Genomic DNA, 18,096 nt, shown 5'->3' on the forward strand with positions numbered 1-18,096 from the left:
GCCACACATTCAAAGAGTGCGTAATAGCTCACTGGTCGAGAGGTCCTGCGCCGAAAATGTCCGGGGCTGAAACACGACACCGAAGCTGAGGAATGTCTGAAGACATTGGTAGAGGAGCATTGGATACGCGACGAAGCAGTACCGGAAGGAGCTGTGGAGTGTATCGAAGAGAGAATGCCGGAATGAGTAGCGAGAGAAAGGTGAGAATCCTTTCGGCCGAATATCTAAGGTTTCCAGGGTAAAGCTGATCTGCCCTGGGTAAGTCGGGGCCTAAGGCGAGGGCGAGAGCCGTAGCCGATGGACAACAGGTTGAGATTCCTGTACTGCAGTAAGACAGAACTGTGGGGACACGTGTGGAGAGCATAGGCGCGGAATGGAAAGCCGCGTGCAAGCGAGGTAGGAGTCCCGTAGGAAAATCCGCGGGGCAATCTGAAGACGTGATGCGGACCGAAATTTAGTAGGGAAGTATGTGAGCCATGCGTCAAGAAAAGCCGCTATTGTTCTTATTGTACCCGTACCGTAAACCGACACAGGTGGATGAGGAGAGAATCCTAAGGCCGACGGAAGAAGCATTGTTAAGGAACTCGGCAAAATGACCCCGTAACTTCGGGAGAAGGGGTGCCCGTGTAACAGCGGGCCGCAGAGAATAGGCTCAAGCAACTGTTTAGCAAAAACACAGGTCTATGCAAAACCGAAAGGTGAGGTATATGGGCTGACGCCTGCCCGGTGCTGGAAGGTTAAGAGGAGAGGTTAGCGCAAGCGAAGCTTTGAATTTAAGCCCCAGTAAACGGCGGCCGTAACTATAACGGTCCTAAGGTAGCGAAATTCCTTGTCGGGTAAGTTCCGACCCGCACGAAAGGCGTAATGATTTGAGCGCTGTCTCGACAATGCATCCGGTGAAATTGAAGTACCAGTGAAGATGCTGGTTACCTGCGCCAGGACGGAAAGACCCCATGGAGCTTTACTCCAGCTTGATACTGGGATTCGGTATTGCATGTACAGGATAGGTGGGAGGCTGAGAAATGGTAACGCCAGTTGCCATGGAGCCGCTGTTGGGATACCACCCTTGCAGTACTGGGTTTCTAACCAGCAGCCGTGACCCGGCTGGGGGACAATGTCAGGTGGGGAGTTTGACTGGGGCGGTCGCCTCCGAAAGGGTATCGGAGGCGCTCAAAGGTTCCCTCAGAATGGTTGGAAACCATTCGAAGAGTGCAAAGGCAGAAGGGAGCTTGACTGCGACACCGACGGGTGGAGCAGGTACGAAAGTAGGACTTAGTGATCCGGTGGTATTAAGTGGGAATGCCATCGCTCAACGGATAAAAGCTACCCTGGGGATAACAGGCTTATCACTCCCAAGAGTTCACATCGACGGAGTGGTTTGGCACCTCGATGTCGGCTCATCGCATCCTGGGGCTGTAGTAGGTCCCAAGGGTTGGGCTGTTCGCCCATTAAAGCGGTACGCGAGCTGGGTTCAGAACGTCGTGAGACAGTTCGGTCCCTATCCGGCGTGGGCGTAGGATATCTGAGAGGAGCTGTCCTTAGTACGAGAGGACCGGGATGGACGGACCGCTGGTGTACCTGTTGCAGTGCCAGCTGCATGGCAGGGTAGCCAAGTCCGGAAGGGATAAACGCTGAAGGCATCTAAGCGTGAAGCCCCCCTCAAGATGAGATATCCCATTCTATAAAAGAAGTAAGACCCCTTGAAGACGACGAGGTAGATAGGGCAGAGGTGGAAGTGCAGTAATGTATGGAGCTGACTGTTACTAATCGGTCGAGGGTTTGACCTGAGGGCTTAGAGATAAGCAGAGTGGTCGATCGCAAAGCAGTAGGAAGTAAGGATGTTGTGTATATGCAGTTTTGAAGGTACATGTGGAAGAGAGAAATGATCCTCCATAGCTCAGTCGGTAGAGCATGCGGCTGTTAACCGCAGTGTCGTTGGTTCGAGTCCAACTGGGGGAGTTCTGGCTCCGTGGTCAAGCGGTTAAGACATCGCCCTTTCACGGCGGTAACACGGGTTCGATTCCCGTCGGAGTCACTTGATAGCAACCTACTTTTTGAGTTCATCATGCCGATGTGGCTCAATTGGCAGAGCAGCTGATTTGTAATCAGCAGGTTATCGGTTCGAGTCCGATCATCGGCTTCCATCAATTATCTTGGAAAGATGGTTATGGACCTTTAGCTCAGTTGGTTAGAGCAACCGGCTCATAACCGGTCGGTCCTGGGTTCGAGTCCCCGAAGGTCCATTTTGTTGCTATTCATCATTACACATGGCCCAGTGGCTCAGTTGGTTAGAGCGCCGCCCTGTCACGGCGGAGGTCACGGGTTCGAGTCCCGTCTGGGTCGTTCATAAGTGAACGGCAGTCGAAAGGCTATTGTGTAACTTATGTATAAATTATGGGATCTTAGCTCAGCTGGGAGAGCATCTGCCTTACAAGCAGAGGGTCACAGGTTCGAGCCCTGTAGGTCCCATTTTTTATTTGAAAAATTATTAAAATAACATGCCGCAGTGGCGGAACTGGCAGACGCCCGGGACTTAAAATCCCGTGGGTAGTGATACCCGTACCGGTTCGATTCCGGTCTGCGGCAGCTTATAAAGTGCTTCGACTCTTTTAATGGTAAAGGGTTGGGGCATTTTTTTTACATGAACAACGAGTCAAAGTCCATGCTCGCGTAAAACATGGGAAAGCCATACCGGATACTGTGAAGTACCCGGATGGCTCTCCGGTTTTCAAAAAGATAACTGATCCTAAAAGATACAATGCCTTTTCGGTTAAATGCCTATATAGTTTAGAGAGTTACAGAAATGCCTTTATTGCTGAAAGCAGGTAAGACGGGAAAGACCTGTAGATCACAACCTGCACCAATCCACAGGTATCGAGTAGGACGTGCAGTCTTCTCTTGAAATATGATGAATAAACTGAAAAAAGTTCATTATCACCAAAACAGATTAATATAAACTACCGCCTTCCTGATTTTTCAGATGCCAGTACAGAATATCGATAAAAGCAGTTACAGAAGGAGCCTTCTGTAGAGGATAAGGTGACATTGCCAACAGTTTTTCACGATGATCCGGTGAATTCCAATAGGCGTTGATCGCCGTTCGGATGTTGCGCTCGATGCAGCTGTATGTAGTGTCATAACGGGAAGCGATGACCGGGAAAATAGATTTACTCATATAGAGTAGATTTTTCTGATCGGTGATCGCAAGCTCCAGAGCTGCAATCAGGAAAAAGTAGCCTTTGTAAGTTCTTTTGATTCCAAGTTCCATCGGAAGATCTGCAATTATTTTCGTATTTACCATAGGAATCTCCTTTCTTAAAGTGGTGTGTTGGTCTAAAAAATTTACTCTTATACTAATAACACGGAGAAATCGCCATTTATGTCAAAAAAATTTTAAAAAATATGAAAAAAGTTAAAAAAGGCTGCCGGATGTCGCTTTTTCCATAAAAATACAGGGAAAACAGGAGAAAAAAGACTGGGGATTGCGGAGTAGAGAGGAAAAGGGTATAATTAATTAGATAAACAGAAGCTTGTAAAGCAATAGTAGTATCAGAAACATAACAGGAATGAGAAGAGTTATGAGAGATAAGAGAAAGTGGTTGGATTATATTATTACCGTGCCGGCTACGGTGCTCTGTGCGCCGGTTCTGGTGGGAATTGCCATATGGGTGAAACTGGATTCGCCGGGACCGGTATTTTTCCGTCAGAAAAGAGTAGGTATTCATCAGAACTATTTTGAGATTTTAAAATTCCGGACGATGCGTACGGATACGCCGGAAAATGTGCCGACACATCTGCTGGAACATCCGGAACAGTATATTACAAAATCAGGGAAGTTTTTGCGTGCGACGAGTCTGGACGAACTGCCGCAGCTCTTTAATATATTAAAGGGTGATATGAGTCTGGTAGGACCAAGACCGGCTTTGTGGAATCAGTACGATCTGTTGCGTGAAAGAGAAAAATACGGCGCGAATGATGTGCTGCCGGGGCTTACCGGCTGGGCGCAGATCCATGGACGGGATACCATCAGTATTCAGGAGAAAGCGAAACTGGATGGATATTATGTGGAGAATCAGAGTACGTGGATGGATCTGAAGTGCCTGATCTTAACGGCGCTGGTTGTTCTGAGTCGGGATGGCGTGCAGGAGGGTGCTCCGGAAAAGGAAAAAACAGAACAAAACGACGGAGATGCCGGTGAGAGTATGCCGCTGGTTTCTGTTGTGATGTCCACATATCGCAGAACCCGGGAACTGGAACAGGCGCTGGAGAGTCTGGCAGAGCAGACCTGGAAACGAATGGAAATTATTCTGGTGGATGATAATGCAGATGCGAACTGGGCCGAAAAGGTTGCAGCGATTGCGGAAAAATTTCAGAAAAAATATGAGATTCCGTTCCGATATCTGGTAAATGAGAAAAATCTGGGTTCCGCAGCATCGAGAAACCGGGGAATTGCGGAAGCTTCCGGCGCTTATATTACCTTTCTGGATGACGATGACAGGTACGAAAAAGATAAAGTGGAATGTCAGGTAAGGCATATGAAGAGACTGGATGCGGAGGTTTCGTTGATGGATATGGCACTTTACCGGGAGGACGGAAAACTGGAAGAGATCCGCAAGAGAACGTATCTGAAGCCGGAAGCTGTGCAGGAAGAGGAACATCTTCTGGCAAAACATTTTCTGCATCATATGACGGGAACGGATACCTTTATGTTCCAGAGTGCCTTTTTGCGTAAAATCGGCGGTTTTCCGCCGATCGATCTGGGAGACGAGTTCTATCTGATGGAAAAAGCGATCCTGCATCATGGAAGAATCAGTTATCTTCCACGTTGTGATGTGAAAGCACTGGTACACCGGGAGACTTCCGGGCTGTCGAGCCGGGAGGGAAAGATCCGTGGGGAAAATCAGCTGTTTGCGCATAAAAAGAAGCGCTGGATGGATATGAGCCGCAAAGAACGAAGACAGATCTGCATGAGACACCATATGGTGCTGGGATATACGTATCTGAGAAACCGGCAGTATCCGGCATTTATCAAAGAGGGTGTACAGGCATTTTTCTATGCTCCGTGGACGTGTGCGGAGATGGTGCTGAAAAGAAAATAAAGGATCGTGCAGTATGTGGGAAAAAATAGCAAATTTACTGAAAACGTGTTATGCCAGAGCAACCTGTCATGAGCAGCCGGATCCGAAAAAATGGGTGTTTTCTTCGGTTCACAACCGTGCATTTAACTATAATTCCAGTGCGTTGTTTCAGTATGTAAAGGAGTATCATCCGGAGATTCAGGCGTTTTATGTGATGGAGGATCCCGGAGAGCGGGAAAGACTGCAGGAACGTTTCGGGAAAGAATCGGTAATTGACACTTCTACAATAGAAGGAATCCGTAAGGTGCTGGCATGTAAAGTATGGTTTACTTCCACGGCACCGCCTCTGTACGGTGTGGGGTTCCGGAAAAAATACCGGATCATCAACCTGTGGCACGGAGTACCGTTAAAAAAGATCGGGATGGAACAGGAAAATCTTGGACGGCTGACAAAGCTGTACTACAAATACCTGTTTGCGGATAATTATGAAGCCGTTGTCACCACCTCGGAGGAACTGATCCCTGTGATGAGTAGAAGTTTTCTGGTGGAACCGGAGAGAGTGAAAGTGTGGGGGCAGCCGCGGAATGATATGCTCTTTCAAAAAATGGATGCCGGAGAGCAGATGAAAAATATTTTCCGGGGAGAGCGTCTGCCCGAGTTTACGCGCCTGCTTTTGTATGCACCGACATTTCGTGATCATGGAGAGACGAAAGTATTTCCATTTCCGGAATTTGAAGGAGTGGGACGGGAAGCGGCGCTGAAACGGCTGCAGGAGTTTCTCGAAAAGCATCAGAGTATGTTGTGTATCCGTATGCATCTGTATGAAAAAGAAGGATATGAATGGCTGAGAGCGCTGGATCATCCGGGAAGCAGAATCCGTTTTCTGAATGAAGACAGGGTGGAAGATATTATGGAAGTGCTGGCGATGTTTGATCTGCTGATCACGGATTATTCGAGTATCTATATCGATTATCTGTTGCTGGAACGTCCGATGTTGTTTTTGCCTTATGACAGAGAAGACTATCTGAAAACAAGAGGGTTTAATTTTGACTATGACGAGGTAACACCGGGTCCGAAACCGAAAAGTTACGCAGAGTTCTTGAATTCTATAGAGGGTTTGTTGTATAATGAAATGAATTATGTCGAAAATCGAAAGAAAATCGAAAGAAAATTTAATAAAATACAGGAACCCTGCAGTGAATATATCTGCAGAATGGTAAAAGAATAAGGATGAAAGGTGCGAAAGGGAGAAAAAATGAGAAAAGTGATCACATATGGAACATATGATCTTCTTCATTATGGACATGTGAAATTACTGCAGAGAGCCAAGGCATTAGGAGATTATCTGATCGTTGCTCTGTCTACAGACGAATTTAACTGGAATGAAAAACAGAAGAAATGTTATTTCTCTTATGAGGAGAGAAAGAGTCTTCTCGAAGCGATCCGCTATGTGGATCTGGTGATCCCGGAGGAATCCTGGGAGCAGAAGATCTCGGATGTCAAAGAATTCAAGGTGGATACGTTTGTAATCGGAGATGACTGGGAAGGCAAATTTGACTTTCTGAAAGAATACTGTGATGTGGTATATCTTCCGCGTACACCGGAGATTTCCACAACACAGATTAAAAAGGATCTGGGAAAGAAGTAGGAGTTAAGAGATGAAGATTGTAAAGAAAATTCGAAAAAAGAGAAGGAAACTGATTCGGAGATTCTTTAAAAGTCCGATCAAGAAACGTCTGGCTCAGTATTCCAAAACCCATCCCCGTTTTCGCAAGTGCTGGAAAAAGGTACTGTATACAAAACGGAGAGTCTATTACTGGTGGCGCTGTCTCGGCGTAACACCGGATGAGAAAACCGTAGTATTTAACTCTTTTAACGGAAAAACGTATGGATGCAGTCCGAAGGCGGTCTATGAGTATATGCTCAGACAGGATGAGTTTAAGGACTGGACGTTTATCTGGGCATTTAAAAATGCGACAAAACACCGTTTTCTGGAAGAAAATCCGAATACGATCGTAGTAAAACAGACTGCGAGAGTGTACGAGAAAAAGCTTGCCCGGGCAAAATACTGGGTGACAAACTATCGTGTGCCGGATCACATCTGGCCGCGGAAAGATCAGGTCTATGTACAGTGCTGGCACGGAACTCCGTTAAAGCGTCTGGGATATGATCTGGAGAATTCTGAGAATGCAATCGATTCCATTGCGGATATCCGCAAAAAATATGCGATAGATGCGGCGAAATTTAATTATATTCTGTCCCCGTCCGGATTTGCCAGTGAGAAATTTATTTCCGCCTGGAACCTGAAAGAAACCGGTATGGAAGACAAAGTGATGGAGATCGGCTATCCGAGAAATGATTTCCTGATCAACCATACACCGGAAGATATCCGGATGATCAAAGAAAGACTCGAGATTCCGGAAGATAAAAAGGTGATTCTGTATGCACCGACCTGGAGAGATAACCAGCATGAAGCGGGAACCGGATTTACCTATGATCTGAATGTTGATTTTGATGCACTGCGGGAAGAACTGGGCGATGAATATGTGATCCTGTTCCGTGTACACTATCTGGTGGCAAGCAAATTCTCGTTTGATGATTACGAAGGATTTATCTATAATGTATCCAGTTATGATGATATCAATCATCTGTATCTGATCGCGGATCTGCTGATCACGGATTATTCGAGTGTATTCTTTGACTATGGAATCCTGAAAAAACCGATGCTGTTTTACATGTATGATCTGGAGGATTACAAAGACAGTATCCGCGGATTCTACTTTGGCATTGACAAGCTTCCGGGAAGAATCATTACAGAAGAGAAGGAACTGCCGGATGCGATCCGTGACAGTATCGACAACTTCGTTTACGACGAAAAATACCGGGAATTCAATGAGACCTTCAGCAACAGGGAAGACGGTCAGGCAAGCCGGCGGTTTGTGGACTGGGTATTCCGGGGCAAGAAAGGATAAGAAAACGAATGAAACGATTTTGGAAAGACATAAAGCGCTACATGCCTTATGCGAAATATGCCACAAAATCGGGATTGAAGTCAGAAGTGGCCAGCTCACATTTGAGCTGGCTATGGTGGATTTTAGATCCTATTTTATTTATGCTGGTGTACTGGTTTATCTTTATGGTGATCTTCGGACAGAAGAAAGAGTATTTTCATATCTTTGTTTTTGTAGGTCTGTCCATGTGGAACCTGTTTAACAAGACCGTATCCGGCAGCGTGCGGATCGTGGCGGCGAACCGGGCGGTAGTGACGAAGGTATACATCCCCAAATATTTTCTGATCATTATTCTGCTGTTTCAGAATCTGTTTAAAATGGCGATCTCTTTCGGGATTGTCATTGTGATGATGATGTGGTCCCATGTACCGGTTTCGTATAATGTGATCTATGTGATTCCGATCTTTGTGGATCTGATCCTGATAACCTTCGGTGTGAGCGCGATACTGGCTCATTTCGGGGTTTTCTTCGATGACCTTAAGAATATTACCAACGTGGGTCTGCGAATCCTTTTTTACATGTCCGGAATCTTTTATGTGATCACGGACAGGGTAAACGAGGCGATCGCAACCCTGCTTTTAAAGGTGAATCCGGTCGGATTTCTGATCGATGCGTGCCGGTCGGCACTGGTATACTGTGAGACACCGCACAGAAAACTGATCCTGCTGTGGTTTGTGATCGGTGCTGCACTGTCTGCGATCGGAGTAGCGATCATCTATAAAAATGAAAATAATTATGTAAAGGTAATATAAAAGTATTACCGGTCAGCCGAACGGAAGGTACGGTCGGTATGCAAAAGTTACGAAAGGATTAATCTATGAAACCAGGAAATGCAATTGAGGTAAAGGATCTGAAGATTACCTACAAGTGTGTCAAATCTCTTTCCATGAGAAAAAGTTTTTTTCATCTGAGAAAGAGTAAGCTGGAAGTATATGAGGCTCTGAAAGGGATCTCTTTCGAAGTGAAAAAGGGAGAAATCATGGGAATCGTCGGAAAGAACGGAAGCGGTAAATCCACACTGCTTCGTGCGATTGCCGGAATTTTCTCGGCGGATTCGGGAAGTATTGAACTGGAGACGGATTCGGTTTCCCTTCTTTCGATCGGTGTGGGATTTCAGAAAAAATTAAGCGGACGAGAAAACATTATCTTATCGGGCATGCTGCTGGGATTTTCCGAGCAGGAAGTGCGGGATAAGATGGATGAGATCATAAAGTTTGCCAATCTGGGAAAATTTATCGACATGCCGGTGAAGACGTATTCGAGCGGTATGTATTCGAAACTGGCATTTTCGATCACGGCGGTTCTTGAGACGGATATCATGCTGATCGATGAGGTCCTGAGCGTGGGAGATGCCAAGTTTAAGAAAAAGAGTTATAAGAAGATGCAGGAACTGATCATGGACGAGAACCGTACCGTAGTGATCGTATCGCACAGTACGGAGACGCTTGAGAAGCTGTGTACCAGCCTGCTATGGCTCCATGAAGGGGAGATCAAGATGCAGGGGGATACAAAAACCGTGCTGGATGCTTATAATGAATTTATGGCGTAACCGGATGATGTGAGATGTGATTGTATGTAGAAAGACAGGGGAAAAAGATGAGTGCCTGGAAATGGATGGCGAGGATCTGCAGTAAGACTCCATGGACAAAAACATGGAGTCTTCGTGTGTATTACTGGTGGAAAAAACTGCAGTACCGGAAGGGATATGTGGAGAAAGAAGAAATCAATCCGAAAAAGGTGGTTTTTGAGGCGTATATGGGGAAGAAGTATGCGTGTAGCCCGAAAGCGCTGTATCAGGCGATGTGCCGGGATCCGCAGTATCGGGACTGGGAGCTGATCTGGGCGTTTCGGGAACCGGAGAGATACCGTGAGATGGAAAAAGAGCCGCATACGAAGGTGGTTCGCTATCGAAGTGGGGAATATTACCGCGCATATGCCTCGGCGAAGTTCTGGGTGACCAATTCACGGCTCCCAAGGGAATTGCAGCCGAAAGACGGACAGGAATATATCCAGTGCTGGCATGGGACACCGTTAAAACGGCTGGGCTATGATCTGGAGCATTATGCGGAGAAAAACGGCAGCCTGCGGGAAGTGAGAGAAAATTATCTGGAGGAGACGAAACGGGTGACACACATGCCGTCTCCGTCCGGTTTTTATTCGGAAAAGATCGCTTCTGCGTTTCATCTGAAGGAGGAAGGAAAGGAGCAGGTGCTTCTGGAACTGGGGTATCCGAGAAATGATGAACTGGTTGCGGTTACGGATGCAGCGTGCAAAAATATGCGCCGGACACTGGGAATCCCGGAGGGAAAGAAAGTGATCCTGTACGCACCGACCTGGCGGGAGAATCAGCATCTTCCGGGGGAAGGATATCAGTTTCAGCTGCCGGTGGACTTTAAACGGTGGCGGGAAGTGCTGGGAGATGAGTATGTGATCCTGTTCCGGGCACACTATTTTATCAGCAATTCCTTTGATTTCGTGGCATTTTCCGGATTTGTCTATGATGTGTCGCAGATGGATGATATCAATCCGCTGTATCTGGTAGCCGATGTGCTGATCACGGATTATTCGAGTGTTTTCTTTGATTACGCCAATCTGAGACGCCCGATCCTGTTTTTTATGTATGATTATGAACAGTATAAACACGAGATGCGTGATTTTTACTTCGATATCCACATGCTTCCGGGTCCGGTGTTGATGGATCAGGAAGAAGTGTTGAAAACGTTGAAAAATCTGCCGGATGTGGTGGATAAGTATGAAAAAAAATATGTAGAATTCAATAATGTATTTAATCCACACCGGGAACAATGCAGTGAGAAGTATCTGAGAGAATGGATGAAATAAAAAAGCAGCACTTAGTGCTGCTTTTTTATTTCATCCAGTTCTTTTTTCAGAAGAGCAATTTCCTGGGTCAGTGTCTTGTTTGTTTCCATCAGCCGGGAAAGAAGTACGGTGTGAGAGAAAACAAGCAGAAACAGCAGAATAATGGCAACCAGGAAGATCATGTTAGAAGGCAGCTGGACACCAAGGAGTTCTGACAGAAACGAAAGAATCGGTGGAAACAGATCAATGATCAGTAGACAGATGTCGATGATGATCCAGGAGAGAACATATTTGATCTCCAGTGTCTTTTTTAATACAGCGCGCAGCAGCCGGCACAGAATAAGAAGTAACAGGACTGCCAGGATGATTTGTAAACGATATTCATGCATATGTAACATACCTCATTTCATAAGTTACCGGATTCGTTCCAGAAGAATGGCGATGGTTACTTTGATCATATAGTAGACGGATTTGAGCGGAGAGATCGAAGAGACACCACCGGCACGCGCACGCATGATGACAGGAATCTCAGCCACCTTTTTCTTCCGTTTCAGGATTGCTACAATGCTTTCCGGTTCCGGATAATCCCTGGGATATTCTTTGGCAAAGTATGCAATTACATCTTTGTTGATCATACGGAGTCCGGAAGTAGGATCGGTAATGGTCTTACCGGTCAGCAGATGGATCAGCCAGGTAAAGTAACGGATACCGGTACGGCGAAGTCCGGAAGACTGGAAGCCTTCTTTGTTAATAAAACGGGATCCAATCAGCATATCCAGATCTTTTTCCTGAATTACCTGCAGCATCTCTTCGAGAAAGCGGGGATCGTGCTGACCGTCACCGTCTACCTGTACGGCAAAATCGTATCCGTGATCCAGGGCGTATTTGTAACCGGTCTGTACGGCACCGCCGATACCAAGGTTTACCGGAAGATCAATATAATGGAAATGATTTTTTTCGCAGATCCCTCGGGTATGATCTTTGGAACAGTCATTAATTACAATATAATCAAAATCAGGAGCATGCTCGGTGATATCGCGTACCGTCTGTTCGATACATGCTTCTTCATTGTAAGCAGGAATGATAATTAAACTTTTCATTTGTTCTCCAATTCGTTTGATTTTTCACTTGAGGAATAGGCACGTGTGAGCAGGCGGGCAATCGGTTTTGGCCAGAACCTGCAAAACATCTGAAAATCCTCACTGCTGCGGGCGGAATCGCCAAGGATGGCGGAAGTTTCGGAGCCGTCATGGATCCGATGATACATCAGAATCCGGTTGCAGTATACGAAAGCGCCCTTTCTCCGGGAAAGAAGTTCCCATGCCTGCCAGTCTTCATCACTTCGAAAACCGGGGAAAAAGATCTGTTCCGGAAGATTTTCTTTGACGAAGGTCACAGAAGGACAGCAGATCGGACAGCCGAAGGAAAGAATCCGGCGGCGGACAAATTTGCTGTTCTGAAAAAGCTTTGGACGCAAAGGAAGCAGCATGGTGCGTTTTACATTTAAAAGGGGGTTGCGTGTTACGGTCTTTCCGTTTCGAAGTTCGCCGTAATCGGTGAAAGCGATCAGAGGTTTTTTTGCCTCGGAGAGTTTCTGCAAAACAGTTTCGGTATAGAAACGGTCGTAGGTATCATCCTGATGAGCGATGGTCATCAGTTCTGTCTTTGCACTTCGGTAGGCAAACATCCAGTCCTGGGTAATACCGGTTTCCCCGTGGTTGATGTGTAATTCGAGGTGGTATTTGTCGGCAAGATTGCGGATGTAGGCGTTATCGGTGGCGGTGACAATGATGATCGTAGAAGGAACCGTCTGATCGAGGAGTGATAAAATACACTCCTCAAGAAACGGACTTTCTTTGTATGCACAAATGGCAAATGTATGGTTTTTTCCTGTATATTTCATTGATTTCATCCTTTAAAAAAATATCATACAAACTTTAGCCTATTTTTTAATGCTTGTCAAGGCGTGAGGAGGAATCGTAAGAATCCTGCGAACCTTTCAGATCGATCTGTTCAAGCGTTTCAAAGAAGGCAATATCTTTCTGGCGCATCTGGCGAAGTTCCTGTTTTCTTCTCTTTTTGCGGCGCCATCTGCGTAGTTTCAGGTAAAAGAGGATCAGCAGTAAAATTACGATCAGAACCAGAATTCCAATGAGGAAAACCAGGATCCAGTCTACCTGGCTGTATACCAGTTCAATCGTGTGATCGGCCTGAATGGATGTCAGGGTAATGTTCTGCTCTCCTTTCCGGAACGGATATTCTTTTCCATCAACAGTGCAGGAACGCAGGATACAGGATGCGTCCGGTGTGACTGTGGTGGTGTAGGAATCCCCGCGGTAAACAGTGACCGGTGAATTATCGACCGTACCATTTTTTACGTTCACGGTGATGGTGTAGGAAGGAACCGGTTTAAATGTCACTTCGATGGTGTGATCGGAGGCCAGGTCATCGAAGGTATAGCCGGAAGTATCGCTGGTCACCGGGACAGTCTGCCCGTCTACCGTAAGGGTATCCACCACATAATGTTCTTCCGGCGTGAAAGAAACTGTCAGGGCGTGGTGCTCTTTCCCGGAGGAGGAGGCTTCGACCTGACCGTGGGAAGCGGAAGCAGAGACGGTGTATACCGGGATCTCTTCAAAGATAGCCTGAATCGTATGGTCTTCCTGGACATCTGTAAAGGTATAGGAGAGCGGGTACTGGCTGATATCCACTTCCTCTCCGTCCACGATAAGAGACTGGAGTCGGTGATCGTCATCACATGCGTAGGAGACGGTGCAGGAATCGCCCTCATCAATTTCCAGATTACTGTCGGAGATTTTTCCGTTTTCCGCGCTGGTGGTCACACTGTGCACCAGCGGAAGGGTTGCTTCGTACAGACGGAAGCGTGTCGTTCCGATGATGGCGGAAGCCATAAGAAGGTGCCCCGGCTCTAACTGACAGATGCCTTCCGGTTCCACCTCGAAAGCATCATGACCAGGAAGGGTCAGATAATAACTTCCGACACGTTTCTGCTGAGAGATCGAGTAGACATCCAGAACATTCATATAGCCTTCCCGCTGCATGTAAGGGATGCTGATGATAGAATCCCCGGAGACGCAGAAGTCCTGAAACGAACTCCGGCTGTAGGAAAGGTGAAGATTTAATTTATTCACGATCTCAAAATTACTGTCGGTAAAATAAAAAGCATAATCAGCGATTCGGTTTGCCATCAGTACATACTGATCTTTTTCCGGAACATAATCGATGCCGAAAAAGTTGATACTTCCGTTTCCCACCTGAACTTTTCTTTTAAAGTGGAGTGTATTGGCGTCCACGATAAAGACAGCACCGGCATTGGACGGATCGTTGGTAAAAAGACCGGCAATAGCGATTTCCTGTGTGTTTGGATTGTAGGTCATGCCGTTTCCGTGTTCGTAGTCGGTCTCGGTGACACTGAAGGCATAACTGTACTGTTCTACCGGGTTGCCATCAGCGTCTGTGGTATTGCGGTAGAAGGCGATCAGGGTATCCGGTTCGGTTGTCTTTTTCGAAGCATTTACCAGGCATACGATATACTGATCGGTGGCACACATGGACTGAAGCCAGCCTTTTTCATTGATAATGGAAGATTCTGTCACCATATTCCAGGGTACAGTTTCTAACTCTGAGGTTTTCAAAGCGGCTGATACGGTCTCCGGAAAGATCAACAGCACAGTGAAAAACAGAAAACAGAACATAAGGAAAATGTGTGACCTGTATTTGAAGTGTTTCATAAGATGCCCCCATTTTTCAGATTTCAGCCAACAACGGCAGGATCTGCAACTGTTGGCTGGAATTTCAGTATAGCATGATAAAAAAAACAGGGCAAGAGACTATCGGGAAGAATAGAGCAGTTGCGAACGATATAATTTGGAATCTTTCAGTAACTCGGTGTTCAGATCGTCCATACCGTAGATTTCTGCCAGTGTGGAAGTACTGGGAAACAGGTTCGCTCCCAGTCCGAGGCGATCGCCTGGAATCGTTACACCCATAGCGGCAAGCGTTGTCGGATACATATCCAGGGAAGTAAATTTTCGATAGACATTGGTGTAGGAAACGGACGGATCCGGATTTACAATGGTGAAATACATCCGTCGGTCAAAATCTTTGGTGTTGGTTTTTTCCAGATAAACCGAGTCCATCGTGCAGTGATCTCCACACAGAACGATAGTAGTGTTATCGTAAAAATCCTGTTCCCGGATCCAGGAGAGGAACGATGTGATCTGACGGCTTGAGCAGGCAACCACGTCACTGTACTGCAGGCTGAACTCATCCCGGCACAGGTCACAGTAATAACCATTGACAAAGTGGGAGTCTGCGGTCAGCATGGTAAAATTAAACGGTTCCCCTTTGGAAGCCAGATCCGTCAGTTCCGTCTTTGCATATTCGATCAGTTTGGAATCTTCATATCCCCACCAGACATAGTAGTCGCTGTCGATATATCCGGCATCGACAGCAGAATAGTAGTCGAAGACTTTATAGTTTCCGTGACTGTTAAAATAAGAAGAACGTCCGGCAAAGTTACCGTCGGAACCGATCATAAACGTCTGGTTATATCCCTGATCATGCAGGATGTCACCGATCGCGTAAACACCGGGAAGATAATTATTCTCCGAACTCCAGGTGCTGTTCAGGGTACTGTTGCTGACAATATTTTCATTTAACGGAACACCGCTGGTCTGTGCGACGAGTCCTCCCATGGTAAAGGTGGCGCCGTTTACGGCATAGGGACCGTTTAACTTGCTGTCATCCCCGGAAAACGTGATGTTATTTAATGCAAGATCCGTAAATTCCGGGATATAATTTTCAGGCATGTTGCCGCCGACTTCTTTGCTTGCGTAACTCAGTTCCATGGATTCCAGAAAGATGTAGATCAGGTTCCGTTTGGTTTCCGGGAAGGTCAGATCGACATCTCTTGCATCCACATAATAATCTTCATAGATGGTAGATTTCTGGCTGGTGAACTTTAAGTAATCACCGATTTCAAAGTCAATCCAGAAATTTACCAGGTTTGGAGCAAGTAAAACGAGAGCAAACACACTCCAGACCAGCCCGAAACGACGATCTTTCTGTTTTTTGTGAAGAAGCAAAACAAAAAGCAGCGTGATCAGGAAGGAGGTGGCAAAAATCACGATGCCGGTGATCAGCGGCTCTTTGATAGAATCAATACCGGTACCTTCGAGCGGTGTATGCAGATGATACAGAAGCTGTCCCCACGGAACTCCCTGGAAGTTTTCCTGAAGATAGCGGGCGACAAAGATCAGAACGCTGATAATAGAAAAAAAGAGGGGAAGAAAGATGGTGCGCAGTACAAAGAACACGGTTTTTTTGCGGGAACGCGGGGAATCATTTTCCTGCTCAGGCGCGGAAAACATCCGGCTGAGAAAAAGAAGAAGTCCGAGCAATCCTGCAGAGACATAACTGGCGATCCGTAAGAAGGAATGCTCCGTGTTGGTTCGGCCCTGGATCGTCGAAACAGCGAACAGAGCGATAAGAAGCAGGGTGATCAGGCAAAAAATCACCCGAAATACTTTGGAATGCCTGATATTTTTTAGTTTCATTAACAAATGTCCTTTCATCGTATAGTAAAATGCACAGCGCAATAGATTATAAAGGAAAAGCTAAAAACATACAAGAAATTTACGAAAATATTACAATTTTTTTAAGGTAAATCTTTCTTTTGAAAGTCAATACTTGAAGTGGATGGGGATATGGGATAGAATAGTAAAATAAGAATTTTCAGAAGAGGTATTGGAAAATGAAGAAAAAAAGATATAAGAAGCTGACAGCGATCCTGGCAGCTGTTCTTTTGCTGTGCAGCGGGATCCCGGTAATGGCAGCAGAGGTAAATAACGGGACAACGTATCCGGTTTCGACAAATGCAATCGCGAACTGGCCACAGGGACCGGATACATATTCCGAAACAGCAGTACTGATGGATGCGGATACGGGAGCGATTTTGTATAATAAAGGAATGGATGAGAAACGCTACCCGGCAAGTATTACCAAGATCATGACAGCACTTCTGGCACTGGAACACAGCAGTTTGGACGAAGAAGTTACATTTACAGAGGAATGTCTTGCCGATCAGACTTCTGACAGTGGAAATCTGGGAATGAAGGTTGGTGAAATTCTGACAATGCGGCAGTGTCTGATGGCACTGATGATCCGTTCGGCTAACGATGTGGCAACGCAGATTGCGGTTCATGTGGCAGGATCGGTCTCTGCGTTTGCAGATATGATGAATCAGCGTGCGCAGGAACTTGGCTGTGTGAATACACATTTTGTAAATGCCAGTGGAATGCCGGATGAAAACCATTATACGACAGCACACGATATGGCACTGATCTTTCAGCAGGCGATAAAGAATCAGGATTTTCTGGATATTATAGGAACACAGAGTTTCACGATCGAACCGACCAATATGAATCCGGAAAGCCGGGTGTTGAATACACATCATGCTCTGCTGTCAGCGTCTGCACCGGAACATTATGATGGATGTTTCGGGGGAAAAACAGGAGTGACAGCAGCATCAAAAAACACATTGGTGAGCGGAGCTGCCAGGAATGGAATGACGCTGATTGCTGTTGCCATGCGTGCAGATGCCGGACAGGTGTGTCAGGATCATATCAATATGTTTGACTATGGATTCAACAATTTTCAAAAAGTGGAAGTTCCGGGAGGGGCTGTGACGATTCCACAAAATGCACAGATTGAGGATCTGACAACGACGGAAAGTGAAGAAGTTCGGGAAACGTATTATTTTAACCAGAACTATTTTGTGGGAACAGGAACAAAATCTGAGGAGATTCAGCAGGAGACCGAAGAACCGGAGACACTTACACCGGAAGTAACGCAAGAACCTCAGAAAGGTCAGGTGAAAGAAACTGCGGAGAACAGTGGAGATGAAGAAAAAGAAACTTATAAACTGATAATTGATATTTTGATCGGATTAATCGGGATGACAGTGATCATCATGATTATTTCAGTAGTCAGAAAGAAAAGAAAGAGGAAAAAACGAAAGAGAGGAAGAAAGTGATGTCGGCAGAAGCAGCTAAAAAAGTATCTGAACGCAATTATGGAATTTTCCGGCTCTGATATGCGGATGTTCGGCTGGCATTTTTATTGTATGCATTTGTATTGAAAAGATCCGTATCTGGTTGTTTAAA

Annotated in this window: 14 protein-coding genes, 7 tRNA genes and 1 rRNA gene (1 of these 22 running past the window's edge); 16 read left to right on the forward strand and 6 right to left on the reverse strand. The window is 46.1% G+C overall.

The window, feature by feature from the left end; genetic code table 11:
- The 8 genes from ETP43_RS04155 to ETP43_RS04190 all read left to right on the forward strand — a co-directional run.
- A 23S ribosomal RNA gene (locus ETP43_RS04155) occupies nt 1–1,787 on the forward strand; it begins 1,107 nt to the left of the window's first position.
- Between the two features lie 99 nt (nt 1,788–1,886).
- A tRNA-Asn gene (locus tag ETP43_RS04160) sits at nt 1,887–1,959 on the forward strand.
- 4 nt (nt 1,960–1,963) lie between these two features.
- Nucleotides 1,964–2,035: transfer RNA gene (locus ETP43_RS04165), tRNA-Glu, on the forward strand.
- Between the two features lie 32 nt (nt 2,036–2,067).
- Nucleotides 2,068–2,140: transfer RNA gene (locus ETP43_RS04170), tRNA-Thr, on the forward strand.
- Nucleotides 2,141–2,169: 29 nt separating this feature from the next.
- Nucleotides 2,170–2,243, forward strand: a tRNA-Ile gene (locus tag ETP43_RS04175).
- Nucleotides 2,244–2,269: 26 nt separating this feature from the next.
- Nucleotides 2,270–2,343: transfer RNA gene (locus ETP43_RS04180), tRNA-Asp, on the forward strand.
- 53 nt (nt 2,344–2,396) lie between these two features.
- A tRNA-Val gene (locus ETP43_RS04185) sits at nt 2,397–2,469 on the forward strand.
- A 31-nt stretch (nt 2,470–2,500) separates the two neighbouring features.
- A tRNA-Leu gene (locus ETP43_RS04190) sits at nt 2,501–2,586 on the forward strand.
- Between the two features lie 361 nt (nt 2,587–2,947).
- On the opposite strand, the gene ETP43_RS04195 is transcribed toward ETP43_RS04190, so the two are convergent.
- Nucleotides 2,948–3,301 carry a sporulation initiation factor Spo0A C-terminal domain-containing protein gene (locus ETP43_RS04195; protein WP_129257129.1) on the reverse strand — a complete coding sequence of 118 codons (354 nt, stop codon included), beginning with the start codon at nt 3,299–3,301 and terminating at the stop codon, nt 2,948–2,950.
- 277 nt (nt 3,302–3,578) lie between these two features.
- Between ETP43_RS04195 and ETP43_RS18025 the strand changes: the two genes are divergently transcribed.
- The 7 genes from ETP43_RS18025 to ETP43_RS04230 all read left to right on the forward strand — a co-directional run bounded on the left by ETP43_RS18025 (nt 3,579) and on the right by ETP43_RS04230 (nt 10,930).
- On the forward strand, nt 3,579–5,099 hold the full coding sequence (locus tag ETP43_RS18025) for a sugar transferase (RefSeq protein WP_164979591.1): 1,521 nt from the start codon (nt 3,579–3,581) through the stop codon (nt 5,097–5,099).
- Nucleotides 5,100–5,112: 13 nt separating this feature from the next.
- Nucleotides 5,113–6,306, forward strand: a complete 1,194-nt coding sequence (locus ETP43_RS04205; RefSeq protein ID WP_129257130.1) for a CDP-glycerol glycerophosphotransferase family protein — start codon at nt 5,113–5,115, stop codon at nt 6,304–6,306.
- A 27-nt stretch (nt 6,307–6,333) separates the two neighbouring features.
- On the forward strand, nt 6,334–6,726 hold the full coding sequence (tagD, locus tag ETP43_RS04210) for a glycerol-3-phosphate cytidylyltransferase (RefSeq protein WP_022171159.1): 393 nt from the start codon (nt 6,334–6,336) through the stop codon (nt 6,724–6,726).
- Nucleotides 6,727–6,736: 10 nt separating this feature from the next.
- A complete protein-coding gene (locus ETP43_RS04215; protein ID WP_129257131.1) occupies nt 6,737–8,050 on the forward strand; it encodes a CDP-glycerol glycerophosphotransferase family protein in 1,314 nt (437 codons plus the stop codon).
- 8 nt (nt 8,051–8,058) lie between these two features.
- Nucleotides 8,059–8,841, forward strand: a complete 783-nt coding sequence (locus ETP43_RS04220; RefSeq protein WP_022400278.1) for an ABC transporter permease — start codon at nt 8,059–8,061, stop codon at nt 8,839–8,841.
- Between the two features lie 65 nt (nt 8,842–8,906).
- Nucleotides 8,907–9,638 (forward strand): ABC transporter ATP-binding protein, encoded by a 732-nt coding sequence (locus ETP43_RS04225; RefSeq protein WP_129257132.1) that lies wholly within the window; start codon nt 8,907–8,909, stop codon nt 9,636–9,638.
- A gap of 47 nt (nt 9,639–9,685) precedes the next feature.
- The gene (locus ETP43_RS04230; protein WP_129257133.1) at nt 9,686–10,930 is read left to right on the forward strand and encodes a CDP-glycerol glycerophosphotransferase family protein; all 1,245 of its coding nucleotides are present in this window, start codon (nt 9,686–9,688) and stop codon (nt 10,928–10,930) included.
- Between the two features lie 11 nt (nt 10,931–10,941).
- Here the strand turns inward: ETP43_RS04230 and ETP43_RS04235 are convergent, their stop codons facing one another.
- The 5 genes from ETP43_RS04235 to ETP43_RS04255 all read right to left on the reverse strand — a co-directional run bounded on the left by ETP43_RS04235 (nt 10,942) and on the right by ETP43_RS04255 (nt 16,488).
- Complete coding sequence (locus tag ETP43_RS04235; protein ID WP_022400281.1) at nt 10,942–11,298, reverse strand: DUF2304 domain-containing protein; 357 nt, start codon at nt 11,296–11,298, stop codon at nt 10,942–10,944.
- Between the two features lie 24 nt (nt 11,299–11,322).
- Nucleotides 11,323–12,009 carry a glycosyltransferase family 2 protein gene (locus ETP43_RS04240; RefSeq protein WP_129257135.1) on the reverse strand — a complete coding sequence of 229 codons (687 nt, stop codon included), beginning with the start codon at nt 12,007–12,009 and terminating at the stop codon, nt 11,323–11,325.
- Complete coding sequence (locus ETP43_RS04245) at nt 12,006–12,812, reverse strand: glycosyltransferase (RefSeq protein WP_243114184.1); 807 nt, start codon at nt 12,810–12,812, stop codon at nt 12,006–12,008. Before ETP43_RS04245 ends, ETP43_RS04240 begins: the two co-directional genes overlap by 4 nt.
- 46 nt (nt 12,813–12,858) lie before the next feature.
- Nucleotides 12,859–14,529, reverse strand: a complete 1,671-nt coding sequence (locus ETP43_RS04250) for an InlB B-repeat-containing protein (protein WP_129257137.1) — start codon at nt 14,527–14,529, stop codon at nt 12,859–12,861.
- A 231-nt stretch (nt 14,530–14,760) separates the two neighbouring features.
- A complete protein-coding gene (locus ETP43_RS04255) occupies nt 14,761–16,488 on the reverse strand; it encodes an LTA synthase family protein (RefSeq protein ID WP_164979593.1) in 1,728 nt (575 codons plus the stop codon).
- 197 nt (nt 16,489–16,685) lie between these two features.
- Between ETP43_RS04255 and ETP43_RS04260 the strand changes: the two genes are divergently transcribed.
- Nucleotides 16,686–17,966 carry a D-alanyl-D-alanine carboxypeptidase family protein gene (locus tag ETP43_RS04260; RefSeq protein WP_129257139.1) on the forward strand — a complete coding sequence of 427 codons (1,281 nt, stop codon included), beginning with the start codon at nt 16,686–16,688 and terminating at the stop codon, nt 17,964–17,966.
- The last annotated feature ends 130 nt before the right edge of the window (nt 17,967–18,096 follow it).

The sequence above is a fragment of the Blautia faecicola genome, from assembly GCF_004123145.1.
Classification (GTDB): Bacteria; Bacillota; Clostridia; order Lachnospirales; family Lachnospiraceae; genus Oliverpabstia; species Oliverpabstia faecicola.